General features: G+C 74.1%; 26 protein-coding genes and 1 riboswitch. Of the genes, 13 read left to right on the top strand and 13 right to left on the bottom strand.

What is annotated here, in order from left to right; translation table 11 throughout:
- Positions 1-82 precede the first annotated feature (82 nt).
- Positions 83-1,357, bottom strand: coding sequence for an MFS transporter (locus tag AB0C99_RS09075; protein ID WP_362471588.1), 1,275 nt, complete (start codon positions 1,355-1,357; stop codon positions 83-85).
- A gap of 71 nt (positions 1,358-1,428) precedes the next feature.
- Between AB0C99_RS09075 and AB0C99_RS09070 the strand changes: the two genes are divergently transcribed.
- Positions 1,429-2,439 (top strand): helix-turn-helix domain-containing protein, encoded by a 1,011-nt coding sequence (locus AB0C99_RS09070; protein ID WP_362471585.1) that lies wholly within the window; start codon positions 1,429-1,431, stop codon positions 2,437-2,439.
- A 13-nt stretch (positions 2,440-2,452) separates the two neighbouring features.
- On the opposite strand, the gene AB0C99_RS09065 is transcribed toward AB0C99_RS09070, so the two are convergent.
- The 4 genes from AB0C99_RS09065 to bioB form a co-directional block, all read right to left on the bottom strand.
- Positions 2,453-2,797, bottom strand: a complete 345-nt coding sequence (locus AB0C99_RS09065) for a VOC family protein (protein WP_362471583.1) — start codon at positions 2,795-2,797, stop codon at positions 2,453-2,455.
- An 81-nt stretch (positions 2,798-2,878) separates the two neighbouring features.
- Positions 2,879-3,655: a dethiobiotin synthase gene (gene bioD, locus AB0C99_RS09060; protein ID WP_362471580.1), complete on the bottom strand. Its 777-nt coding sequence runs from the start codon at positions 3,653-3,655 to the stop codon at positions 2,879-2,881.
- A gap of 121 nt (positions 3,656-3,776) precedes the next feature.
- Positions 3,777-5,057, bottom strand: a complete 1,281-nt coding sequence (locus AB0C99_RS09055; protein WP_362471577.1) for an adenosylmethionine--8-amino-7-oxononanoate transaminase — start codon at positions 5,055-5,057, stop codon at positions 3,777-3,779.
- The gene (gene bioB / locus AB0C99_RS09050) at positions 5,050-6,279 is read right to left on the bottom strand and encodes a biotin synthase BioB (RefSeq protein ID WP_362471574.1); all 1,230 of its coding nucleotides are present in this window, start codon (positions 6,277-6,279) and stop codon (positions 5,050-5,052) included. Before bioB ends, AB0C99_RS09055 begins: the two co-directional genes overlap by 8 nt.
- 142 nt (positions 6,280-6,421) lie before the next feature.
- Between bioB and AB0C99_RS09045 the strand changes: the two genes are divergently transcribed.
- Both AB0C99_RS09045 and AB0C99_RS09040 read left to right on the top strand, forming a co-directional pair.
- Positions 6,422-7,642 (top strand): 8-amino-7-oxononanoate synthase, encoded by a 1,221-nt coding sequence (locus AB0C99_RS09045; protein ID WP_362471571.1) that lies wholly within the window; start codon positions 6,422-6,424, stop codon positions 7,640-7,642.
- A 167-nt stretch (positions 7,643-7,809) separates the two neighbouring features.
- Positions 7,810-8,241 carry an ATP-binding protein gene (locus AB0C99_RS09040; RefSeq protein WP_362471568.1) on the top strand — a complete coding sequence of 144 codons (432 nt, stop codon included), beginning with the start codon at positions 7,810-7,812 and terminating at the stop codon, positions 8,239-8,241.
- Between the two features lie 134 nt (positions 8,242-8,375).
- Here the strand turns inward: AB0C99_RS09040 and AB0C99_RS09035 are convergent, their stop codons facing one another.
- The 3 genes from AB0C99_RS09035 to AB0C99_RS09025 form a co-directional block, all read right to left on the bottom strand.
- Positions 8,376-8,852 carry a C40 family peptidase gene (locus tag AB0C99_RS09035; protein WP_362471565.1) on the bottom strand — a complete coding sequence of 159 codons (477 nt, stop codon included), beginning with the start codon at positions 8,850-8,852 and terminating at the stop codon, positions 8,376-8,378.
- A 3-nt stretch (positions 8,853-8,855) separates the two neighbouring features.
- Positions 8,856-9,055: riboswitch (cyclic di-AMP (ydaO/yuaA leader) on the bottom strand.
- A gap of 315 nt (positions 9,056-9,370) precedes the next feature.
- Entirely contained in the window at positions 9,371-9,673 is a 303-nt protein-coding gene (locus AB0C99_RS09030; protein ID WP_362471562.1) for a hypothetical protein, read from the bottom strand.
- Positions 9,674-9,680: 7 nt separating this feature from the next.
- The gene (locus tag AB0C99_RS09025) at positions 9,681-10,307 is read right to left on the bottom strand and encodes an ATP-dependent Clp protease proteolytic subunit (protein ID WP_362471559.1); all 627 of its coding nucleotides are present in this window, start codon (positions 10,305-10,307) and stop codon (positions 9,681-9,683) included.
- Positions 10,308-10,365: 58 nt separating this feature from the next.
- Here AB0C99_RS09025 and AB0C99_RS09020 point away from each other — a divergent pair, with 58 nt between their 5' ends.
- From AB0C99_RS09020 to AB0C99_RS08975, 10 genes are all read left to right on the top strand, one after another.
- Positions 10,366-10,656 carry a type II toxin-antitoxin system Phd/YefM family antitoxin gene (locus AB0C99_RS09020; RefSeq protein WP_362471556.1) on the top strand — a complete coding sequence of 97 codons (291 nt, stop codon included), beginning with the start codon at positions 10,366-10,368 and terminating at the stop codon, positions 10,654-10,656.
- A 150-nt stretch (positions 10,657-10,806) separates the two neighbouring features.
- On the top strand, positions 10,807-11,487 hold the full coding sequence (locus tag AB0C99_RS09015) for a helix-turn-helix domain-containing protein (RefSeq protein WP_362471552.1): 681 nt from the start codon (positions 10,807-10,809) through the stop codon (positions 11,485-11,487).
- A gap of 70 nt (positions 11,488-11,557) precedes the next feature.
- Entirely contained in the window at positions 11,558-12,706 is a 1,149-nt protein-coding gene (locus tag AB0C99_RS09010; RefSeq protein WP_362471549.1) for an NAD(P)/FAD-dependent oxidoreductase, read from the top strand.
- Positions 12,707-12,870: 164 nt separating this feature from the next.
- Positions 12,871-13,173: an urease subunit gamma gene (locus AB0C99_RS09005; protein ID WP_362471546.1), complete on the top strand. Its 303-nt coding sequence runs from the start codon at positions 12,871-12,873 to the stop codon at positions 13,171-13,173.
- Between the two features lie 12 nt (positions 13,174-13,185).
- Positions 13,186-13,560, top strand: a complete 375-nt coding sequence (locus tag AB0C99_RS09000; RefSeq protein WP_362471543.1) for an urease subunit beta — start codon at positions 13,186-13,188, stop codon at positions 13,558-13,560.
- Positions 13,553-15,274 carry an urease subunit alpha gene (locus AB0C99_RS08995; protein ID WP_362471540.1) on the top strand — a complete coding sequence of 574 codons (1,722 nt, stop codon included), beginning with the start codon at positions 13,553-13,555 and terminating at the stop codon, positions 15,272-15,274. The genes AB0C99_RS09000 and AB0C99_RS08995 overlap by 8 nt, the downstream gene beginning before the upstream one ends.
- Before the next feature lie 16 nt (positions 15,275-15,290).
- A complete protein-coding gene (locus tag AB0C99_RS08990; RefSeq protein WP_362471537.1) occupies positions 15,291-15,953 on the top strand; it encodes an urease accessory UreF family protein in 663 nt (220 codons plus the stop codon).
- A 141-nt stretch (positions 15,954-16,094) separates the two neighbouring features.
- Positions 16,095-16,772 carry an urease accessory protein UreG gene (ureG, locus tag AB0C99_RS08985; RefSeq protein WP_362471535.1) on the top strand — a complete coding sequence of 226 codons (678 nt, stop codon included), beginning with the start codon at positions 16,095-16,097 and terminating at the stop codon, positions 16,770-16,772.
- Positions 16,769-17,542: an urease accessory protein UreD gene (locus AB0C99_RS08980; protein WP_362471807.1), complete on the top strand. Its 774-nt coding sequence runs from the start codon at positions 16,769-16,771 to the stop codon at positions 17,540-17,542. Before ureG ends, AB0C99_RS08980 begins: the two co-directional genes overlap by 4 nt.
- A 204-nt stretch (positions 17,543-17,746) precedes the next feature.
- Positions 17,747-19,285, top strand: a complete 1,539-nt coding sequence (locus tag AB0C99_RS08975; RefSeq protein WP_362471804.1) for an alpha/beta hydrolase — start codon at positions 17,747-17,749, stop codon at positions 19,283-19,285.
- 62 nt (positions 19,286-19,347) lie between these two features.
- On the opposite strand, the gene AB0C99_RS08970 is transcribed toward AB0C99_RS08975, so the two are convergent.
- From AB0C99_RS08970 to AB0C99_RS08950, 5 genes are all read right to left on the bottom strand, one after another.
- Positions 19,348-20,388, bottom strand: a complete 1,041-nt coding sequence (locus AB0C99_RS08970; RefSeq protein WP_362471532.1) for an NAD-dependent epimerase/dehydratase family protein — start codon at positions 20,386-20,388, stop codon at positions 19,348-19,350.
- A 70-nt stretch (positions 20,389-20,458) separates the two neighbouring features.
- A complete protein-coding gene (locus AB0C99_RS08965; RefSeq protein ID WP_362471529.1) occupies positions 20,459-21,178 on the bottom strand; it encodes a lysophospholipid acyltransferase family protein in 720 nt (239 codons plus the stop codon).
- A gap of 45 nt (positions 21,179-21,223) precedes the next feature.
- A complete protein-coding gene (locus AB0C99_RS08960; protein ID WP_362471831.1) occupies positions 21,224-21,430 on the bottom strand; it encodes a hypothetical protein in 207 nt (68 codons plus the stop codon).
- A 90-nt stretch (positions 21,431-21,520) separates the two neighbouring features.
- Complete coding sequence (locus AB0C99_RS08955; RefSeq protein ID WP_362471527.1) at positions 21,521-22,474, bottom strand: cytochrome c oxidase assembly protein; 954 nt, start codon at positions 22,472-22,474, stop codon at positions 21,521-21,523.
- A 125-nt stretch (positions 22,475-22,599) separates the two neighbouring features.
- Positions 22,600-23,625 carry a 6-phosphofructokinase gene (locus tag AB0C99_RS08950; protein WP_362471525.1) on the bottom strand — a complete coding sequence of 342 codons (1,026 nt, stop codon included), beginning with the start codon at positions 23,623-23,625 and terminating at the stop codon, positions 22,600-22,602.
- Positions 23,626-23,720 lie beyond the last annotated feature (95 nt).

Raw genomic sequence — 23,720 nt, 5'->3', positions numbered from 1 at the left:
CCCACCACCGCCCGGGCCCGCCCGTCGACCGGGTTTCACAGGTCAGGACGGGTACGGGGCGGGGGCGGCGGCGCGGGGCGGGTCAGCTCGGGTCCGCCGGGGCCTGCGCCGGGGCCGGGCCCGCCCGGCGCAGGCCCCGGATCGCGGGGACGGCGAGGAGGGCGGCGACGCCCGCCAGGCAGGTGCCCGCCGAGAGCAGCAGCAGGCGCTCCGGCGGGGCCAGCGCGGCGGCCGGGCCCGCCAGGATCTGGCCGAGCGCGATCCCGGAGACCGAGCCCCCCAGCTCGTACGCGCTGACCCGGTTGAGCACCTCGGGCGGTGTGTGGGTCTGCACGCTGGTCGCCCACATCACCGACCAGAAGGCCAGCCCGGCGCCGCCCAGGGCGTGCCCCGCGAGCAGCGCCGGCAGCCCCGTGTCCAGCGCCACGCACAGCGGGACCACCGCGTACAGCGCCATACCCGCCGCCCCGGCGGCCAGCGGCCGGGCCGGGCGCAGCCGCAGCGCCAGCAGCCCGCCGAGGACCGTGCCGCCGCCCAGGAACGAGACCGCCAGGCCGTACGCGTCGGGGCCGAGCCGGGCGCCGATCAGCGCCGAACTCAGCGGCACCAGTGGGCCGAAGAGCAGCACGCCGTACGCGACCCAGATCAGGATGACCGCCCACATCCAGGTGCGGGAACGGAACTCCCGCCAGCCCTGGCGCAGTTCGCGCCGCAGCGAGCGCGCGGGCGGCGCGCCCCCGGGCGCCGGGGCGGCCGGGGCGAACCGGATCAGCGCCAGGCACAGGGCGCTCAGCAGGAAGCTCCCCGCGTCGATCGCGTACACCGCGCCCGCGCCCGCCGACACGACCAACAGCCCCGCGAGCGCCGGGCCGAGCAGATGGGCCAGCGCGTCGGCGACCTTGAGGGTCGCGTTGGCCCGCTGCGGCTCGGCGGCGACCAGCGGGACCATCCCGTTCGCCCCGGGCAGGAACATCGCGACCGCCGCGCCCGCCAGCGCCGCCATGGCCACCAGCAGCCAGAACGGCGGGCGCCCGGTGAGGAAGGCGGCGGCCAGCACGCCCTGGGTCAGCACCCGGGCCAGGTCCGCGCCGACCATCATGCGGCGCGCGCCGAAGCGGTCCGCGAGCACGCCGCCGAACAGCACCAGGACGACGAAGGTCCCGGTCCAGGTGCCGAGGACGACGCCGACCCCGGAGATCCCGTACAGCGCGCCGACCGCGAGCGCGGTGGCCACCGGCATCATCGCGTCGCCGAAGAGGGAGACCGTGCGGGCGGTGAAGTAGAGGGTGAACCGCCGGTCCCACAGAGGGAGTCGGACGGGCGGCGGGGACGGGGAGACGGTCTGTGCGATGCTCACCCGCCGATCATGGTCTGGACCACTGGGCCCGCCCCAGTGTCCCGGCCGACATGAAGGGGTACTTTCGCGCCATGACCACCGCCGCCCGCCCGTCGCCGCGCCCCGGCCGCCCGTCGCCGCCGCCCCGCGCCCCGCACCGGGTGGTGGCCCTGCTCCAGGACGGGCACTCCGCCTTCCCGTTGTCCTGCGCCGCCGAGGTCTTCGGCGACCACGGCCAGGCGCTCCCCGCCCGCTACGCCTTCGAACTCTGCGCCGAGCGGCCCGGCCCGGTCCGCACCCAGTCCGGCTACGACCTGCTGGTCACCCGGGGCCTGGAGGCGCTGGAGCACGCGGACACCGTGCTGGTGCCCGGCCGGGAGCGGCCCGCCGACGCCGAGGTGCCCGAGCCGGTGTCCGAGGCGCTGCGCCGGGCGCACCGGCGCGGCGCCCGGATCGTGGGACTCTGCTCCGGCGCCTTCGTCCTCGCCGCCGCCGGACTCCTCGACGGGCGGCGCGCCGCCACCCACTGGGCCAGGGCCGCCGAACTCGCCGCGCGTTTCCCCCGGGTACGGGTGGACCCCGGCGTGCTGTACGTGGACCACGGCGACGTCGCCACCAGCGCGGGCTCGGCCGCCGCCGTGGACCTCTGCCTGCACCTGGTGCGCACCGACCACGGCGCCGCCCACGCGATGCGGATCGCCCGCCGGATGGTGACGCCGCCGCACCGCGAGGGCTGCCAGCTCCAGTACGCCGAACTCCCCACCTCCGGGCCGCTCGCCGACTCGCTCGCCCCGCTCCTCGACTGGCTCGGCGGCCGGCTCGCGCAGCCCACCAGCGTCGCGGAGATGGCGGCCTACGCGCGGGTCTCCAGCCGCACGCTCACCCGCCGCTTCACCGAGCAGCTCGGCATCAGCCCCGCCCGCTGGCTGCTCGACCGGCGGCTCGCGGCCACCCGGGCGCTGCTGGAGGAGACGGACCTGCCGGTCGAGACCATCGCCCACCGGGTCGGCCTCTCCTCGGCGGTGAACCTGCGCCGCCGCTTCCACGAGGCGCTGCGCACCACCCCGGCCGCCTACCGGCGCACCTTCCGGGCCGGAGCCTGATCCGGGCCCGGGGTCAGTCCGTCACGAAGCAGAACTCGTTGCCCTCGGGGTCGAACATCACCTGGAAGGTGCCCTGTTCGTCCGTCACCGGACCGCCGGAGCGGCGCGCGCCCAGCACCCGCACCTCCTCGGCCGCCGCCACCGGGTCGGCCACCGCCACGTCCAGATGGAGCCGGTTCTTGGCCGCCTTGCCCTCCGGCACCCGCTGGAACGCGATCCGCGCGAAGCCCGGCGGCTCCACGTACGACCAGTCGGGGCCCCGGTCGACGGGCGCCCCGCCGAGCAGCGCCGACCAGAACCGGACGAGCCCGGCCGGATCGGCGCAGTCGAACACGATCTCCTGCACACGCGCACGCATACCGGCCAGCGTACGGGCTCATGGACGGGCTCATGGCTCATGGCTCATGTACGGGGCGGAGCGCTGGTGTACGGGCCGGGCTCAGGCTCCCGCGGCCCGCGCCGCCGTCTCCCGCGCCGCCGTCTCCCGCGCCGCCGGGCGCTCCGCCGCGTGCGCCGCCGTGAAGGAGGCCGCGTCCCACTCCCCGCCCAGCGCGGGCGCCAGCCAGCCCGCCGCCGCCGCGCGGAACTCCCCGGCGCCCAGCGCGCCCGCGCCCGCCGGGACCGCCCCGAGCAGCGGGGCCCCCGCCACCGCCGGCAGGTCCGCCAGATTGCAGCGGGCCGCCAGGTCCGGCTCCCCGGGCCAGCTGCCCACCACCACGCCCAGCTGCTCGATCCCGCGCGCCCGCAGCGCCTCCGCCGTCAGCGCGGTCGAGTTGAGGGTGCCGAGGCCGGCCGGGACGACCACCAGGACCGGCGCGCCGAGCAGCCGGGCCGCGTCGGCGAGCGTCCCGCCCGCCTCGTCGAAGCGCACCAGCAGGCCGCCCGCGCCCTCCACGAGCACCAGGTCGTGCTCCTCCGCCAGCTTCCGGGCCGCCTCGGCGACCTCGGCAGGGCCGACCGGCGCGAGGCCCGCCCGGCGCGCCGCCGTGTCCGGCGCCAACGGCTCCGGGAACCGGGCGAGTTCGGCCCCGGCCGCCGCGCCCGACAGGCGCAGCACCTCCGCGACGTCGCCCGCCTCGCCGGGCGCGACACCCGTCTGCGCGGGCTTCAGGACCGCGACGGAACGGCCGGCGGCGGTGGCGAGGGCGGCGAGGGCGGCGGTGACGACGGTCTTGCCGATCTCGGTGCCGGTGCCGGTGACGACGATGACGGGCATGGGAGTCCTCTCACACGTGCTTCTCGGGGCGCGTTCGCAGGGACGGGGGACCGGGCGGCGCGGGCCCCGCGCGCGCCGCCTGGGGAGCGGGGCGCCGGACGGACCGGGCCCCGCGCGCGGTTCATCCCGCGCGGGCCGCCTCGGTCACCGCGCGGGCGATGGCGGACAGGTCCTCGTCGCCCGTCACGAACGGCGGCATCGTGTAGATCAGGTCCCGGAACGGGCGCAGCCACACCCCCGCGCGGACCGCCGCGCGGGTAGCCGCCGCCATGTCGACCTCGTGGTCGAGCTGGACGACGCCGATCGCGCCGAGCACCCGCACGTCCCGGACCCCCGGCACGCCGGACGCCTCCGCGAGCCCCTCGCGCAGCCCGGCCTCGACGCGCTTGACCTCGACCCGCCAGTCCTGGGACAGCAGCAGGTCGATGGAGGCGAGCGCGACCGCGGAGGCCAGCGGGTTGCCCATGAAGGTGGGGCCGTGCGCGAGCACGGGCACCTCGCCGCGCGAGATGCCCTCGGCGACCCGGCTGGTGCAGAGCGTCGCGGCCATCGACAGATAGCCGCCGGTCAGCGCCTTGCCGACGCACATCACGTCGGGCGAGACCCCCGCGTGGTCGGCGGCGAACAGCTCCCCCGTACGCCCGAATCCGGTCGCGATCTCGTCGAAGACGAGCAGCACGCCGTGCGCGTCGCACGCCTCGCGCAGGACCTTCAGATACGCGGGGGAGTGGAAGCGCATCCCGCCCGCGCCCTGCACCACCGGCTCCACGATCACCGCGGCCACCTCGTCGGCGTGCCGCGCGATCGCCTCGCGGAGCAGCTCCGCGTACCCCTCCTCGTACTCCTCGGGAGGCGCGTCGACGAACACCTGGCGCTGGAGCACCCCGGACCACAGCTCGTGCATCCCGCCCTGCGGGTCGCACACCGACATGGGCTGCCAGGTGTCGCCGTGGTAGCCGCCGCGCCAGGTCAGCAGCCGCTGCTTGCCGGGGCGCCCGACGGAACGCCAGTACTGCAGGCACATCTTGGCCGCGACCTCGACCGAGACCGAGCCGGAGTCGCTGAGGAAGACGTGCCGCAGCGGCTCGGGGGTGATCTCGACGAGCCGGGCGGCGAGCCGGACGGCCGGCTCGTGGGTGAGCCCGCCGAACATGACGTGGCTCATCCGGTCGAGCTGGCCGCGCGCCGCCTCGTTCAGGACGGGGTGGTTGTAGCCGTGGATCGCCGACCACCAGGAGGACATGCCGTCGATCAGCTCGGCCCGCCCCTGGGCCGGTTCGGCGAGCCGGAGCCGCACCCCGGACGCGGAGTCCACGACCAGCGGCTCGACGCGCCCCGGCATGGGGCCGTACGGATGCCAGACGTGGGCCCGGTCCAGGGCCAGCAGTTCCTCGTTACGCATTCGGCGCGAGGTCCGTTCCGGCGCCTCGGCGGCGCACGGCCACCAGGTCGGTCCTGGCCTCGTTGGGGGCCGCGACGGGCTCCTGCGCCACGGCGGCACCGCCGCCACCGCACGGCCCGCAGCCGCCGCCCGCCCCGTGCGAACCGCAGCCGCCGCCACCGGCCTCCGCGTGCGAACCGCAGCCGCCCGCCGCGGCGGCCATCGCGGCCACCGCGTCCGCGCGGTGCGCCGGGAGCGTCGTCGTGCCCGCGCCCTCCACCTCGAAACCGGCGTCCGCGATCATGTCGAGATCGGCCTGGCCCGCCTGCCCCTCGCTGGTCAGGTAGTCGCCCAGGAAGATCGAGTTCGCGATGTGCAGGGCCAGCGGCTGCATCGAGCGCAGGTGCACCTCGCGCCCGCCCGCGATCCGCACCTCGACGTCCGGGCAGACGAACCGGACCATCGCGAGGATCCGCAGGCAGCGCTGCGGGGTGAGGTTCCACTCCTTGGCCAGCGGGGTGCCCTCGAAGGGGATCAGGAAGTTGACCGGCACCGAGTCCGAGTCCAGCTCGCGCAGCGCGAACACCACGTCGACCAGGTCCTCGTCGAGCTCGCCCATGCCCGCGATCAGGCCCGAGCAGGCCGAGAGGCCCGCCCCGTGCGCCTTCCGCACGGTGTCCACCCGGTCCGCGTAGGTGTGGGTGGAGGTGATCTCCCCGTACGTCGCCTCGGACGTGTTCAGGTTGTGGTTGTACGCGTCGGCGCCGGCCTCCCGCAGCCGCTCCGCCTGGCCGTCGGAGAGCAGGCCCAGGCAGGCGCAGACCTCCACGCCCTCGTTGTCCTGCTTGATGGCCTCGATGGTCCTGCCGACCCGCTCGACGTCCCGGTCCGTCGGGCCGCGCCCGCTCGCCACCAGGCAGACCCGCTTCGCGCCGCCCGCGACCCCGGCCGCCGCGGCCGCGGACGCCTCGTCGGGCTTCAGCCACGTGTACTTGAGGATGCCCGCCGTCGAACCGAGCCGCTGCGAACAGTACGAGCAGTCCTCGGGGCACAGGCCGGACTTCAGGTTGACCAGATAGTTGAGCTTCACCCGGCGCCCGAACCACTGCCGGCGCACCTTCCCGGCGGCGGCCACCACATCGAGCAGCTCGTCGTCGGAGGTCGCCAGGACGGCGAGCGCTTCTTCACGGGTCGGCGACTCGCGCCGCAGCCCCTTCTCCACCAGCGTGTTCAGCAGGTCCATAAGGGCTGATCCTGGCCTACCGCACACCTCTCGGCCAAGGAGGAAGTGAACAAACGACCCCGATCGAGGTGTGTGTATGGCCACACCCTGACCTCGGCCCGGGAGGGTTAGGGTCTGTGCGCTGCCTACAAAAGGATCCGTCATGCCGTCGTACCCCGAGCACCCGTCGGCGCCGCGCGGGGGACGCGACCCGCGCGAGGCCGCCTTCGACTGGACGGACACCGCCGCACGGCAGCGCGCGCGGGCCGGGCTGGTCCGCACGCTGCGCCCCCGCGCCGCCGAGTCCGGCCTCCTCGACCTCGCGGGCAACGACTACCTCGGCCTCACCCGGCGGCCCGAGATCACCGAGGCGGCGGCCGGGGCGGCCCGCCGCTGGGGCGCCGGCGCCACCGGCTCCCGGCTCGTCACCGGCTCCACCCGGCTGCACGAGACCCTGGAGCGCGAACTCGCCGCGTTCGGCGGCTTCGAGGCGGCCCTCGTCTTCTCCTCCGGCTACACCGCGAACCTGGCGGCGCTCACCGCGCTCTCCGTCCGGGACGGCCTCATCGTCTCGGACGCCGCCAACCACGCCTCCCTCGTGGACGGCTGCCGCCTGGCGCGCGCCGAGACGGCCGTCGTCCCGCACGCCGACCCGGAGGCCGTCGCCAAGACGCTGGGCGCCCACCCGGGCCGCCCGGCGCTGGTCGTCAGCGACTCCGTCTTCTCCGTGGACGGCGACCGGGCACCGCTCGGCGCGCTCGCCGAGGTCTGCCGGGCGCACGGCGCGGGCCTGGTCGTCGACGACGCCCACGGCTTCGGCGTGCTCGGCGAGGGCGGGCGCGGCGCGCTCCACGCGGCGGGCCTCGCGGGCGCCCCGGACGTCGTCGCCACGCTCACCCTGTCCAAGTCGCTGGGCAGCCAGGGCGGCGCGGTCCTCGGCCCGGCCCGGGTGATCGAGCACCTGGTCAACGCGGCCCGCACCTTCATCTTCGACACCGGTCTCGCCCCGGCGGCCGTCGGCGGCGCCCTGGCGAGCCTGCGGCTGATCGCCGCCGAGCCGGAGCTGGCCGCCCGGGCCCGGGAGGTGGCGGCCCGGCTGCACGCGCTGTTCACCGGCGCCGGCCTGACCGCCGCCCGGCCCGACGCGGCGGTGGTCTCGGTCCGGGCGCCGGGCCCGCAGCAGGCGCTGGCCTGGGCGGCGGACTGCCGGGAACGCGGGCTGGGTGTCGGCTGCTTCCGGCCGCCCTCGGTCCCCGACGGGATCTCCCGGCTCCGGCTGACCGCCCGCGCGGACCTGACGGACGCGCAGATCGAGCGGGCCGTCGGCATCGTCCTGGAGACCGCGCCGGAGGGCGCCGTGGACGGGGTGCGGGACCGGGACTGAGCGCCGGTCACACGTGCTTGTCCGGTCGCCCGTCGCACCGTTCACCGCATCGGGCGACAGATATCCGCATATCTTGGTGGATCGCCACCCAGGGCCGCGCGATCGGTGGCAGGCTGGCGCGCAGCGCAGACCGGGGTCCGGCCCGGTGGGAAAGGGGCGGCGTCGCCATGGCAGACCATCAGGAAGCAAGCGTGACGCTGCCGAGCGATCCCGCCTCGGTGTCGACCGCCCGGCGGTACGTCGTCGAGGTGCTCGGGTCCTGGGGGCTCGACGACGCCGACGGCATCACCGACACGGTACGGCTGATCGTCTCGGAGCTGGCGACCAACGCGGTCCAGCACACCTTCGGCCAGTCGCCGACCTTCACGGTGGACGTGCTCCTGGAGCGCGACGAGCAGTTGCGGATCGGGGTGACCGACAGCCATCCGCGCTGGCCGCAGCGGCTGCCCGCCGCCGTGCAGCAGGACAACGGGCGCGGCCTGGTGATCATCCGCTCGCTCGCGGCGGAGGCGGGCGGGCGGCTCTCGGTGACTCCCACCGAGGAGGGCGGCAAGACGGTGTGGATCCGGCTGCCCTGGCCGTCGGCGCACGCGGCCTGAAGCCGGGCGGACGGGCAGACGGGCGGCCAGCCGGCCGGACTGAAGGACTGAAGGCGGCCGGTGGGCGGGACCGGGCGCGGGAGGAGGGGACGGCGGCGCCACCGGGCGCTCCTCCCGCGCCGGCGTTCAGCGCGTCAGCGGACGCGTCCGTAGGAGATCTTCGAGCTCCAGATCTTGTCGAGCTTCACCCATGAGCCGGTCTTCGGCGAGTGCCAGATCTTGTTGTTACCCGCGTAGATTCCGACGTGGTACACGCTTCCGCCGGAATGGAAGAAGACCAGGTCCCCCTTCTGGCGGCCCGACGCGGCGATGTGCCGGGTCTTGTTGTACTGCTGCTGCGCGGTGCGGGGCAGCGTCTTGCCCGCCTTCTTGTACGAGTAGACCGTGAGCCCCGAGCAGTCGAAACGGCTCGGTCCCGAGGCTCCGTACCGGTAAGGCGATCCCTTCTTCGAGGCGGCGACGTCCAACGCCTTGGTGGCGTAGTTCGTCGCGGCCTGGGCCTCCGGCGCCGCTCCTGGGGCGAGCAGCGTGCCGCCGACGGCGGCGAGGGTGAGAGCCGAGACGGCTCCGGCCCGGGACAGCAGGGACGGGACATGAATCTGCGCAGTCATGCGCAACCCTTCGTCAGCCGCCTGTGAAGGATGACCTGTCGGGTTCGGGCAGGCGAAGATGCCCGGCCGCGGCTGCGGCTTCACCCCAAGGAACGTCCGCACACTGCGCGAACGTCCCGTACTGCTCGGGTCCTCCACTCCTGCCGATCCACTCCTGTCGACCAGGCGTCCGGGACGGCGGCAGGACTCGGCGTCCGCCCGGACCGCCCCGCCGTGGGTGGCGGGGGCTTGTCGTCGTCGAGGATCTTGACCCACGGACCGGGCGAAATCCGAGCTGAAACGGCGATATGTGAGGCTCCTCACGACTGAGCCGTACGGGTGGACAGTCGGGTTTCTGGATCTTCCGACGTTTCGGCGATGAGGCCCGCACCTGCGATGGAACGCCCGATTCCGCCAGATGTGTACTCCCGCTGCGCAACTCGCGTCCGCTCCATGCCGAGGTGTCCACTACGCCGAACGGGGGAGGTTTTCTGCGGTCGCCGTACCCCGGCCGGCCCTCGACACGACACGCGGGAGTGTCAACTCGCGGACTCCCCGGGGACGATGACCCGGCCGGACCGTCGCTCTCCGTCCAACACCCGTAGCGCACGCGCCAATGTGTCCGCGTGGACCTCGCTCTCGCCCCGCGTATGCATGAGCGTCAGGGCGTCGCGGAGCGCCGTCGCGCGCCCGACCAGGGCCTGGGCCGCGCGCAGCGCCCCATAGGTATGCGTGGATCTGGATGGATTGATCCGCCCCAGGAGGTCCAGGACTTCGAGGTAGGCGTCCACGAACTCGCCCTCGGCGCGGGTGAGCGCGGGCAGCGGCGGCTCCGGGGTCATGCCGGGCTCACCCCCTCCCGGTGCCGGCGGTCCGCGCCCGGCGCTCCACCACGTGGTCCACCAGGCCGTACGCGAGGGCGGCCGGGGCGTCCAGGACGGTGGTCCGGTCCAGGTCGGCGGCGGCCTCGGCGCGGGTCCGGCCGGTGTGCCCGGCCAGCAGGCCGGCCATCAGCTCGCGCTGGCGCAGCAGTTCCCGCGCGTGGATGTCCAGATCGCTGGGCTGCCCCCGCAACGGCTCCTCCAGGGCGGGCTCCTGGAGGACGATCCGGGCGCCCGGCAGGGCCAGCCGGCGCCCGGGGGTGCCGGCCGCGAGCAGGACGGCGGCGGGTCCGACGGCCTGGCCGAGGCAGGTGGTCTCCACCTCGCAGGCGAGCGCCCGCATCGTGTCGTACACCGCGGTCATGGCGCTGACCGAACCGCCGGGGGAGTTCAGGTAGAGGGAGACCGGCTGCTCGGGGGCCGCGTATTCGAGGTGGAGCAGCTGGGCGATGACGTCGTTGGCGGAGATCTCGTCGATCGGGGTGCCGAGGAGGACGATGCGGCCCTCCAGCAGCTTGGAGTAGGGGTCGAGGGTGCGGGTGCCGTAGCCGGTGCGCTCGGTGAACTCGGGAAGGACGTGGCGGGCCTCGTGCATGGCGTACTCCTCTGTCTGTAAAAAATGTACAGGACGTACAGGCCGTAAGATGAGGAGCATGGCCTACGAGATTCCGGTGACGCAAGCGCGCGCAGAGCTCGCCGATCTGATCAACCGTGTCGTCTACGGCGACGAGCGCGTGGTCGTCACCCGCCACGGAAAGCCGCTGGTGGCCCTGGTCTCCGCCGCTGACCTGGAGCTTCTGGAGGCGGTCCGGCAGCCGGCCGAGGAGCCGGCGGTCAGCGCGGTCTCCCACGTCGAGCCCTTCGCGTCCGCTCCGGGTGAACAGGGCCGCTTCGGCCTCGCCGCACACCACCGCGAGCCGGGGGCTCCGGGCTTCCGGGGCTGAGCGGGGCGCCGGGACGGAGGCTTCCGAGAGGGGGGCTTCCGAGAGGGAGGCTTCCGAGACGGAGGCTTACGGGGGCGGGCAGTCCCTCAGGTCCTTCGCGTCGAACGTGTTCGTATCGAACGTGTTCGGATCGCGCCCTAGACTGGCCCCATGCCCACTCCACGCAGCCGCCGCGAGCGGCCCGCCAAGCCCGCCCTGACCCGGGAGGGCATCGTCGACACCGCCGTGGCGCTGATGGAGGAGGAGGGGCTGCGCCGCGTCACGATGCGCCGGCTGGCCCAGGCCCTGGACACCGGGCCCGCCTCCCTCTACGTGTACGTCGCCAACACCGGCGAGCTGCACGCCGCCATCCTGGACCGGCTGCTCGGCCGCGCCGACCTGGGCGTCGGCGACGCGGCCGTCCCCTGGCGGACCCGGCTCGACGCGGTGCTCGCCGGGTACGAGGAGATCCTGTTCGCCAACCCGGCGCTCGCCCAGTCGGCGCTGGTCGCCCGCCCCTCCGGCCCGCACTACCTCGGCCTGCTCGACACCCTGCTCGCCCTGCTCGGCGAGGGCGGCGTCCCCGCGCTCCAGGCCGCCTGGGGCGTCGACATCCTGCTGCAGAGCTCGACGGCCGCCGCGGCCGAGCACTCCGCGCGCGGCGAGGACGCGGACGCCGCCCGCGACTGGGACCGGCTGCGCCGGGCCGTCGCGGAGGCCGCGCCCGACACGCATCCGCGCGTGCGCGCCCAGGCCGCCGAACTCCTCTCCGGGACCCCCGCCGAGCGCCGCCGCTGGCGGGTGGAGGTGCTGCTCAACGGCATCCTCGTGACCCACCCGGGCGCCGCCTGAGCGGCCTGGGGGAGGCGAGGGAAGCGGTGACGAACTTGTTCGTGACGAACATGTTCGTTACGTTGGGAGCATGGACACCACCCACCTCCCCCTCGTCATCGCCGGCGGCGGCCTCGGCGGCGTCACCCTCGCCCGGATCCTCTCCGCGCACGGCGTCGCCGCCGCCGTCCTCGACCTCGAAGCCTCCGCCGCCGCCCGCACCCAGGGCGGGATGCTGGACATCCACCACGACACCGGCCAGGCGGCCCTGCGCGCCGCCGGGCTGCACGAGGCGTTCCTGGCCAAGGTGCACCCGGGCGGCGAGGCCCTGCGCGTGCTGGACCGGCACGCCGTCCCGGTCCACGAGGAGAGCGACGGCGGCGCCCCCGGCGGCCGGCCCGAGATCGACCGGGGCGACCTGCGCGAGCTGCTGCTCTCCTCGCTCCCGGAGGGCGTGGTGCGCTGGGGCGCCAAGGTCTCCGGTGCCCGCCCGCTCGGCGACGGCCGCCACGAGGTCGCCCTCGCCGACGGGCGGGTCCTCACCACCGACCTGCTCGTCGGCGCCGACGGGGCCTGGTCCCGGATCCGGCCGCTGGTCACCGACGCGAGCCCCGCCTACACGGGCATCTCCTTCGTCGAGCTCGACCTGCGCGACGCCGACGCCCGCCACCCCGAGGCGGCGGCCCTCGTCGGCGGCGGGATGTTCTTCGCGCTCGGCGACGGCAAGGGCTTCCTCGGGCACCGCGAGACCGACGGCAGCCTCCACCTGTACGTGGCGCTGCGGGCCGGGGAGGGGTGGCTGGACACCCTCGACTTCGCCGACACCCCGGCCGCCAAGCGGTCCGTCCTGGCGCACTTCGCCGACTGGGACCCCGCCCTGCGGCGGCTGGTCGCCGACGCGGACGGCCCGCTCACCCCGCGCCGCATCCACGCCCTGCCCGCCGGGCTGCGCTGGGAGACCCGGCCCGGCGTCACCCTCCTGGGAGACGCGGCGCACCTGATGTCCCCCTTCGCCGGGGAGGGCGCGAACCTCGCCCTGTTCGACGCCGCCGAGCTCGCCCGCCATCTGCTGGAGCGCCCCGGGGACCCCCGTACCGCCGTCGCCGCCTACGAGCGGGAGATGTTCGACCGGGCCGAGGAGAAGGCCCGGGAGTCCGCCGAGGCGCGGGACGTCCTCTTCCACCCGAAGGCCCCCGCGCCGCTGGCCGAGATGTTTCGCTCCGGTACTCCCGAGGGCTGAACTCCATGGTGGCGCAAAGGCTTAGTTAACGAGCAGGAAAAACTTCCGCCCTAACGTGCAATCTCTGGCCCGGAGGCCCTTCCCCCGTCGTCAACAGAGTGTTGAAGATCGCTAGGGTCCCTGCGTCCGGGAGCCCTCCCGGTGGTCGACAGTGAGGTGGAAGCGTGCAACTCAGCCCCCATGAGCAGGAACGGCTGCTGATCCATGTCGCGGCGGACGTGGCCGAGAAGCGCCGGGCGCGTGGCGTCCTGCTCAATCATCCCGAAGCCGTCGCACTCATCACCTCGCACGTCCTGGAGGGCGCCCGCGACGGGCGCACCGTGGCCGAACTCATGGCCTCCGGACGCAAGGTGCTCACCCGGCAGGAGGTCATGGACGGCATCCCCGAGATGATCCACGACGTCCAGGTCGAGGCCACGTTCCCGGACGGCACCAAGCTGGTGACCGTCCACGAGCCGATCATCTGAGGGGCGCGACCGATGATTCCCGGAGAGATCCTTTACGCGGACGGGCCCGTGGTCCTCAACGAGGGCCGCCCGACCAGCCGCCTCACCGTCCTCAACGCGGCCGACCGGCCCGTGCAGGTCGGCTCGCACTACCACTTCGCCGAGGCCAACCCCGGTCTGGACTTCGACCGCGCGGCCGCCCGCGGGCTGCGGCTGAACATCGCCGCGGGCACCGCCGTGCGCTTCGAGCCCGGCATCCGCGTCGAGGTCGAACTGGTGCCGATCGCCGGCCGCCGGATCGTCCCCGGGCTGCGCGGCGAGACCGCCGGCCCGCTCGACCCCACCACCACCGCCGCCGTCACCGACGGCGCCGCCCCCATCGAGCCGAACGGAGGCGACCGTGCCTGAGCTGCACCGCGCCGTCTACGCCGACCTGTTCGGCCCCACCACCGGCGACCGCATCCGGCTCGCCGACACCGACCTGCTCGTCGAGATCGAGGAGGACCGCTCCGGCGGCCCCGGACGGGCCGGCGAGGAAGCCGTGTTCGGCGGTGGCAAGGTCATCCGCGAGTCGATGGGCCAGTCCCGGACCACCCGCGCCGAAGGCGCCCCCGACACGGTGATCACCGGTGTCGTGGTCATCGACCACTGGGGCATCGTCAAGGCCGACATCGGCATCCGCGACGGCCGGATCACCGCCCTCGGCAAGGCCGGCAACCCCGACACCATGGACGGGGTCCACCCCGACCTGGTCATCGGCCCCGAGACCGAGGTGATCGTCGGCAACGGGCGGATCCTCACCGCCGGAGCCGTGGACACCCACGTCCACTTCATCTCGCCGACCGTCGTCGAGCAGGCCCTGGCCACCGGCGTCACCACCCTCGTCGGCGGCGGCACCGGACCGGCCGAGGGCACCAAGGCCACCACGATCACCCCCGGCCCCTGGCACATGGCCCGGATGTTCGAGGCCCTGGACACCTTCCCCGTCAACATCGGCCTGCTCGGCAAGGGCAACACGATGTCCCGGGACGCCATGCACTCCCAACTGCGCGGCGGCGCCCTCGGGTTCAAGATCCACGAGGACTGGGGGGCCACCCCCGCCGTCATCGACGCCTGCCTGAGCGTCTGCGAGGAGACCGGCGCGCAGCTGGCCATCCACACCGACACCCTCAACGAGGCCGGATTCGTCGGCGACACCCTCGCCGCGATCGGCGGGCGCACCATCCACGCGTACCACACCGAGGGCGCGGGCGGCGGGCACGCGCCGGACATCATCACCGTGGTCTCCGAGCCGCACGTGCTGCCCAGCTCGACCAACCCGACCCGGCCGCACACCGTCAACACCATCGAGGAACACCTCGACATGCTGATGGTCTGCCACCACCTCAACCCGGCCGTCCCCGAGGACCTCGCCTTCGCCGAGTCCCGGATCCGGCCCTCGACGATCGCCGCCGAGGACGTCCTGCACGACCTCGGCGCCATCTCGATCATCTCCTCCGACTCCCAGGCCATGGGCCGGATCGGCGAGGTGATCATGCGGACCTGGCAGACCGCCCACGTGATGAAGAAGCGGCGCGGCGCGCTCCCCGGCGACGGGGACGCCGACAACCACCGGGCCCGGCGCTATGTCGCCAAGTACACGATCAACCCGGCCGTCGCGCAGGGCATGGGCCACCTCATCGGCTCCGTCGAGCCGGGCAAGCTGGCCGACCTGGTGCTGTGGGAGCCCGCCTTCTTCGGCGTCAAGCCGCTCGTCGTGATCAAGGGCGGGCAGATCGCGTACGCGCAGATGGGCGACGCCAACGCCTCCATCCCGACGCCCCAGCCGGTGCTGCCGCGGCCGATGTTCGGCTCCCTGGGCCGGGCCGCCGCGGCCGGTTCGGTCAACTTCGTCGCCGAGGCGGCGATCGAGGACGACCTGCCGCAACGCCTGGGCCTGAACAAGGAGTTCACCGCGATCGGCTCCACCCGCCGGGTGACCAAGGCCGACATGCGGGAGAACGACGCCCTGCCCCGCGTCGAGGTCGACGCCGACACCTTCTCGGTGACCATCGACGGCGATCCGGTCGAACCGGCCCCCGCCGCCGAACTGCCCATGGCCCAGCGTTACTTCCTCTTCTGACGGGCCCACCACCCCCATGAGATCCGCACTTCTCGTGCTCGCCGACGGGCGTTTCCCCGCCGGCGGGCACGCCCACTCGGGCGGCGCCGAGGCGGCCGTCAAGGCCGGCCGCCTCAAGGACGCCGCCGACCTGGAGACCTTCTGCCGGGGCCGGCTGCACACCACCGGCCTCACCACGGCCGCGCTGGCCGCCGCCGCGACGCTCGGCGCCGACCCGTACGAGCTCGACGCGGCCGCCGACGCCCGCACCCCCTCGCCCGCCCTGCGCGCCACCGCGCGCAGACTCGGCCGGCAGATGATGCGGGCGGCCCGCGCGGCCTGGCCGGGGCCCGAACTCGACCGGCTGGCCGCCGCGTTCCCGCGCGGCGCCCACCAGCCGGTCGTGCTCGGCACCGCGGCCCGCGCCGCCGGGCTCGACCCCGAGGACGCCGCGCACTGCGTCGGCTACGAGACGGTCAGCGGCCCCGCCACCGCCGTGGTGCGGCTGCTCGGCCTGGACCCCTTCCAGGCCACGGCCGTCCTCGCCCGGCTCGCGCCCGACCTGGACGAGGTCGCCGCCCGCGCCTCCGCCGCCGCCCGGCAGGGCGACGTGGACGCGCTGCCGGCCGCCTCGGCGCCGCTGCTCGACCTCACCGCCGAACAGCACGCGGGCTGGCCGGTCCGGCTCTTCGCCTCCTGAACGGACCGCCGCACCGAGCACCCCGCACGCGCCACCGGCAGACCGAGCACCCGAGGACCCGAGCACCCCAAGCGCCCGCGCCCCCAAGCGCCCGAGCCTCCCACCCGCACCCCTCGCCTCCCACACCACAGGAGCCCGCCCATGCACCTCGACCACGGCAACGACCACATCCACGCCGTCTCCGCCGACGCCCACCGCCCGGACGGCACCCGACGCGCCCTGCGCATCGGCCTCGGCGGCCCGGTCGGCTCCGGCAAGACCGCCACCGTCGCCGCGCTCTGCCGCGAACTGCGCGACAGCCTCTCCCTCGCCGTCGTCACCAACGACATCTACACCCGCGAGGACGCAGAGTTCCTGCTCCGCGAGGCCGTGCTGCCGCCCGAGCGGATCCAGGCCGTCGAGACCGGCGCCTGCCCGCACACCGCGATCCGCGACGACATCTCCGCCAACCTCGAAGCCGTCGAGGAGCTGGAGGAGACCGTCGGCCCGCTCGACCTCATCCTGGTCGAGTCCGGCGGCGACAACCTCACCGCCACCTTCTCCCGCGGCCTCGTCGACGCCCAGATCTTCGTCATCGACGTCGCCGGCGGCGACGACATCCCGCGCAAGGGCGGCCCCGGCGTGACCACCGCCGACCTGCTCGTCGTCAACAAGACCGACCTCGCCCCGCACGTCGGCTCCGACCTGGAGCGGATGGCCGGCGACGCCGCCGCCCAGCGCGGCGAGCTGCCGGTGGCCTTCCAGTCCCTGCGCTCCGCCGAGGGCGTCGCCCCCGTCGCCTCCTGGGTCCGCGAGCGGCTCGCCGCATGGACCGCATGAGCCTGCGCGCCACGGCCCGGATCAGCGCCGCCGCGGACGGCTCGCTCCCCGTCCTGGAGAGCTCCGGGCCGCTCGCGCTGCGCCGCACCCGCGCCCCCGGCCCGTACACCCGGGTCACCGTCGTCGGCGCCATGAGCGCCCCGCTCGGCGGTGACCGGCTCCTGCTGGAGACGGAGGTACGGGACGGGGCACGGCTCCTGGTCGACTCCGCCGCCGCGACCGTCGCCCTGCCCGGCGCCGACGGCGGCCCCGCCACGTACGACGTCGCCCTCACCGTCGGCGCGGGCGCCGAGCTGCGCTGGCTGCCCGAGCAGCTCGTCTCGGCCGAGGGCTCCGAGCTGCGGATGCGCACCACGGTCGAACTCGCCGCCGGGGCACGGCTGGTGTTCCGCGAGGAGCAGATCCTGGGGCGGCACGACGAGCACCCCGGCACCCTGGTCACCCGCCTCACCGTGCGCCTCGCCGGGCGCCCGCTGTTCGACCAGGAGCTCCGCTACGGGCCGGGCGCCCCCGACGGCTGGGACGGCCCCGCCGTTCTCGGCGGCCACCGGGCCACCGGACAACTCCTCGTGGTCGACCCGGATTTCGCCACGGACGCGGACGGCACGGGCAAGGCGCCCGAGGCCCGGCTGCTCGGCGAGCACGCCGTGCTCGTGCCGCTCGCCGGACCCGCGGCCCTGGTCACCGCCGTCGCGCCCGACGCGCTCGCGCTGCGGCGGGCCCTGGACGAAGGGCTCGCGCTGCTCGCGCCGGGGGGCGCGGCCGGGTGAACTCCGGGTGAGTTCCGCTCAGCGGTACACCGCTCTCCGGTTATTGGTTCGGCAAAGAAACACGTGTACGCCCTTTTACCGGAGGCCCCAAGGACGAAAGGATCCCCCGGACAGCCCACCACGGCGCTGCCACGGGGGCGGCGCCCACCGAGGGGGAGGAACCACTTGAGACGTACCGCAGTGCTCGGCTCCGCCGGCACTCTGATGACCGCGACGCTCATAGTCGGCGCGCTGGCCGCGCCGACGGCCGGCGCGCAGAGCCGTCACGACCGCGACGACGAGGCGCGCGGCGCGACCATCGCCGCCGCCCGCGCCGCGAAGGCGGGCATCGACTGGCAGGACTGTCCGGCCGACTGGGGGCTGGAGAAGCCCATCAAGTGCGGCTGGGTCACCGTCCCGGTCGACTACGCGCGGCCCGACGGCAAGAAGATCAAGATCGCCGTGGACCGCATCGGCGCCACCGGCACCCCGGCCGAGCGACAGGGCGCCCTGGTCTACAACCCGGGCGGCCCCGGCGGCTCCGGCCTGCGCTTCCCGCGCCGCGTCACCACGAACAACAAGATCTGGGCGAACACCGCCAAGGCGTACGACTTCGTGGGCTTCGACCCGCGCGGCGTCGGCCACTCGGCGCCGATCTCCTGCGTCGACCCGACCGACTTCGTCAAGGGCCCCAAGCTCGACCCGGTCCCGGACAGCGAGGCGGACAAGCTGGCCCAGCGCAAGCTGGCCGCCGCCTACGCCAAGGGCTGCGCCGAGAAGAGCGGCGACATGCTGCCCTACATGACCACCCGCAACACGGTCCGTGACCTGGACGTCATCCGGGCCGCGCTCGGCGAGAAGAAGCTCAACTTCGTCGGCGTCTCCTACGGCACCTACCTCGGCGCGGTCTACGGCACCCTGTACCCGGACCACGTCCGCCGCATGGTCGTCGACAGCGTGGTCAACCCGGCGAAGAGCAACATCTGGTACCAGGCCAACCTGGAGCAGGACATCGCCTTCGAGGGACGTCTCAAGGACTGGATGACCTGGGTCGCCCAGCACGACGACACGTACCACCTCGGCAAGACCCTCGCCGAGGTCCAGCAGCAGTGGGTGACCCTGCGCGCCGCCGCCAAGAAGGCCCCGCTCGGCGGCAAGGTCGGTCCGGCCGAGCTCATCAACTTCTTCCAGAGCGCCCCGTACTACGACTCCTCGTGGGTCCCGGTCGCGGAGGCGTGGAGCGCCTACGCGCAGGGCGACCCGCAGCCGCTCATCGACGGTGCCGCCGCGGACCTCACGGACACCGCCGGCAACATCGCCTCGGAGAACGGCAACGCGGTCTACACGGCCGTCGAGTGCGCCGACGCCCCCTGGCCGACGAGCTGGAAGAAGTGGGACCGGGACAACTCCCGGCTCCACGAGACGAACCCGTTCATGACCTGGGCCAACGCCTGGATGAACCTGCCCTGCGCCACCTGGTCCGGCCCGCGTCAGCAGCCGACCCAGGTCAAGACCGGCAAGGGCCTGCCGCCGGTGCTCATCGTCCAGTCCGAGCGTGACGCGGCCACGCCGTACGCCGGCGCGGTCGAGCTGCACAAGCGCTTCAAGGGTTCGCGTCTGATCACCGAGAAGAACGCCGGTTCGCACGGCGTCACCAACCTGGTGAACTCCTGCATCAACCCGAAGGTGGAGACCTACCTGCTCACGGGCAAGGTCGACAGCCAGGACGTGACCTGCGAGCCGCACGCCACGCCCCAGCCGTAACACCCGCACCACCCCGTAACACGCAGGGGCGGTCACCCTCACGGTGGCCGCCCCTCCGCGTGTCAGCGCGCGGCCAGCCAGGCGTCCTCCGCCGCGTAGTCGAAGAAGTCCACCCCGTACCGCGCCAGCCCCGGGAACACCTCCCGCCAGTCCCGCCCCGCCACCGCGGCGGCCAGGAACTCGATCGTGCCGGGCAGCGACGCCGCGTACCCCGTCACCGGCCGGTACCCCAGCTCCCGCTCCGCCGCCGCCATGGCGCAGACCATCGGGCGGGGCGTCGTCCACGGCGTGTAGCCGACCATGTCCGCCTTGGCGGGCGGCCCCTCGAACAGCACCGTCTCGCTGCGCACGCCCATCGCCGCGTCGATCGCCGCCCCGATCTCGGCCACCGTCGGCGCCTCGGGGTCGGCCGCGTTGAGCACCCGGCTCCCCGGCCGCGCGGCGGCCAGCCGGACCAGCTCCGCGATGTTGTCCACGTGCGCCGGATGGAAGACCGAACGCCCGCCCTCCGCCAGGATCCGCACCGGCCGCCCGTCCAGGGCCCGCTTCACGAACCACAGCTCGCGCGGCCCCGGGCTGTACGGGCCGTGCACGGCCGCCGCCCGCAGCAGGGTGGTCGGCAGCGCGTCGCCCGCCGCCAGCAGCTCCCGCTCCAGCGCCACCTTGCGGGTGCTGTACGTGGTGTCGCCCGGCGCGACCGTCCCCAGCGTCTCCGGGACCGGCAGCGGATAGTCCGGGAAGCCGTCCGGCTCGTCCTGCGTGTCGAAGCCGCGGCCCTGGGCGTCCTGGTAGACGGCCGCGCTGGAGATCACCACCGCCGAGCCGATCCGGCCGGCGAGCCCCGTCAGCTGCCGCCCGTGCCCGGCGTCGTACGCCACCACGTCCACCAGCACGTCGGTGCCCGCGCCGAGCGCCGCCGCCAGCGCCCCCTCCTCGGTACGGTCCACCGCCACCGACCGCACCTCCGCCGGCCACCCCTCGTCCCGGCCGCCGCGGCGCGAGGCGGCCGTCACCTCCCAGCCGTCCGCGACGAGCGCCCGGACGGCCGCCCGCCCGATCTGCCCCGTCGCTCCCAGTACGAACGCGTTCCCCTTGATCGTCATGCCGGGGACGCTACGGCCCGCCGGGCGGTCCGCCCAGCCGCTTTCGCCGTGCGCGGATCCGCTGTGGGCGTCAGCCGCGCGGGAACTCCCGGGGCTCCCCGTCCGTGCCGGTCGTGCCGCCCGCCGCCTTCACGTCCGCCGCGTACGCGTCCACGTACTCCTGCCCGGAGAGCGCGAGGATCGCGGACATGATCTCGTCGGTCACCGCCCGCACCACCTCCCGCCGCCCTTCGAGCCCCGCGTGCCGGGAGAAGTCCAGCGGCTCGCCGAACCGGATGGTGACCCGCCGGATCCGCGGCAGCACCCGCCCCGGCGGCTGGATCTCGAAGGTGCCGACCATCGCGCAGGGCACCACCGGCACCCCGGCGGTCAGCGCCATCACGGCCACCCCGACCTTGCCCTTGTACAGCCGCCCGTCGTGCGAGCGGGTGCCCTCCGGATAGATGCCGAGCAGCTCGCCCCGGGCCAGCACCCCGAGCCCCTCCCGGATCGCCGCCCGCCCCGCCTCCTTGCCGGAGCGGTCCACCGGGATCTGCCCCGCGGCGCGGAAGAACGCGGCCGTCAGCCGGCCCCGCAGCCCCGGGCCCGTGAAGTACTCCTGCTTGGCCAGGAAGGTGATCCGGCGGTCCAGCACCACCGGCATCAGGAAGTGGTCCGAGAAGGACAGGTGATTGCCCGCGACGATCGCCGCGCCCTCCTCCGGGACGTGTTCCAGGCCCTCCACCCGGGGCCGGAAGAGCAGCTTGAGGAGCGGACCGAGGAGCACGTACTTGAGGACGTGGTAGAACACCGGCAACCCCCGTCACATCGGCGGACGAATCCTGCGAGCCGTGGTTCAGGGCTGTGGTCGAGGGCGTGGTCGCGGGCGGCGCACCGCGCTCTCGCCGCTGTCCGCGGCGGCCATCCCGACCGTCGTCACACCCAGCAGCACCCAGCAGAACCAGAGCCAGCCGCTGCTGCCGAGGGCCACCGTGTACGCGGTGGTGAGCACCAGCGTGACGGCGGTGACCGCCGCCATCGTCTTCGTGGGACCGGACATCATCGCTCAGCCCTCCTCGAAGCCATCGTGACTCCTGGGACGGGCCGGGCGCCAGCCCTGCGCGACGGCCGAAACCGTGCTACGGGGCCGCCGCTAGCGCGAGCCGCGCCCCTGGAGGGAGGCCAGATAGGCGTTGTACGCCTCCAGCTCCTTGTCGCCGTCCCGGTCCGCGGCCCGGTCCTTGCGGACCGCCTGCCGCTGCTCGGAGTGGTACCACTGGTAGACCAGCGCGATCAGCACCAGCACCGACGGGATCTCGCTGAACGCCCAGGCGATGCCGCCCGCCGCGTTCTGGTCGGCGAGCGCGTCGATCCCGAGCGAGGCCGGCGGGTTGCTGTACACCTCGACCAGCGGCTCGGTCGCCATCATCATCGCGATGCCGAAGAACGCGTGGAACGGCATCCCCGCGAACAGCTCCAGCATCCGCATCACGTACCCCGGCCGGTGCGGACCCGGGTCCACGCCCATGATCGGCCAGAAGAACACCAGGCCCACCATGAGGAAGTGGACCATCATCCCGACGTGGCCCGCCTTGGAGCCCATCAGCGTGTCGAACAGCGGCGTGAAGTAGAGCCCGTACAGGCTCGCGATGAACATCGAGATCGTGAACGCCGGGTGCGTGATGATCCGCATGTACCGGCTGTGCAGCAGCTTCAGCAACAGCTCGCGCGGGCCCGTGGAGCCCCGCCCCGCCACCGGCAGCGCCCGCAGCGCCAGCGTCACCGGCGCGCCGAGCAGCAGCAGGATCGGAGACAGCATCGAGATCACCATGTGCTGCACCATGTGCACGCTGAACATGACCATGCCGTAGTCGTTGAGCTTGGTGCACATCACCAGGGCGATGGACAGCACGCCCACCGCGAAGAACACCGTCCGGCTCACCGGCCACGCGTCCCCGCGCCTCCGCAGCCGAGCCACGCCCCAGCCGTACAGGCCGAGCCCGGCGAGACAGCCGATCAGGAAGAACAGGTCGGGAGAGAACTCCAGGGCCCGCCCCAGCGTGAACGGCGGCAGATCCATGGTCATGCCGTGCCCGCTGTGATCCATTTTTCTACTCCTGGAGCCCGATTCGCGCTTGTTGTCCGCACCAGACTAGAACCGCCCCCGGCCGCGACTGCGACCGGGGGCGGTTCCTGGCGTGGCCGGGGTGCGGCCAGGGCGGGGCCGGGGCCTCAGAGCACCGTCTCCGCCTCCGCGTAGCGGTCCGCCGGGACGGTCTTCAGGGTCTCCACGGCCTCCGCGAGCGGCACCAGCTCGATGTCCGTGCCGCGCAGCGCGGTGAGCATCCCGAAGGCGCCGCGGTGCGCCGCCTCCACCGCGTGCCAGCCGAAGCGGGTGGCGAGGACGCGGTCGTACGCGGTCGGGGTGCCGCCGCGCTGGACGTGGCCGAGGATGACCGGGCGGGCCTCCTTGCCGAGCCGCCGCTCCAGCTCCGCCGAGAGCTGGTTGGCCACGCCGGTGAAGCGCTCGTGGCCGTAGATGTCGGTGCCGGCGGTCTTGAAGTCCATCGAGCCCTCGCGCGGCTTGGCGCCCTCGGCGACCACCACGATCGCGAAGCGCTTGCCGTCCTCGAAGCGGGCGCCGACCCGGGCGGTCAGCTCGTCGATGTCGAAGGGCCGCTCGGGCACGACGATCGCGTGCGCGCCGGCCGCCATGCCGGAGTGCAGGGCGATCCAGCCGGTGTGCCGGCCCATGACCTCGACGATGAGCACCCGCTGGTGGGACTCGGCGGTGGTCTTCAGCCGGTCCAGGGCCTCGGTGGCCACGGTGACGGCGGTGTCGAAGCCGAAGGTGACGTCGGTCGAGGCGATGTCGTTGTCGATGGTCTTCGGCACGCCGACGATCGGCAGCCCCGCCTGGGAGAGCAGGTTCGCCGCCTTGAGCGTGCCCTCGCCGCCGATCGGGATGATCGCGTCGATGCCGAGGTCCGCGACGTGGCCCCGGGCGCGCTCCACGCCGTCGACGAGGTGCGCCGGCTGGACCCGGGAGGAGCCCAGCATGGTGCCGCCGCGGGCGAGTATGCCCGCCACCGAGTCGAGGTCCAGCTTGCGGTAGTCGCACTCCAGCAGGCCGCGCCAGCCGTCGTGGAAGCCGATGACCTCGTCACCGTGGTCGACGACCGCGCGGTGCACGACGGACCGGATGACGGCGTTCAGACCGGGGCAGTCTCCGCCGGAGGTGAGCACACCAATGCGCATAGCCCAAAAACCTTTGCAACGTGGGCCGACTCCCGGACCACGTCGTCCGGCTGGATCCCCGCCACCCTATCGGTGCAGGGTGGCGGGGCCGAACC

This window comes from Streptomyces sp. NPDC048659, from assembly GCF_040650575.1.
Classification (GTDB): Bacteria; Actinomycetota; Actinomycetes; order Streptomycetales; family Streptomycetaceae; genus Streptomyces.
This window is presented reverse-complemented; position numbering and strand designations above follow the sequence as displayed.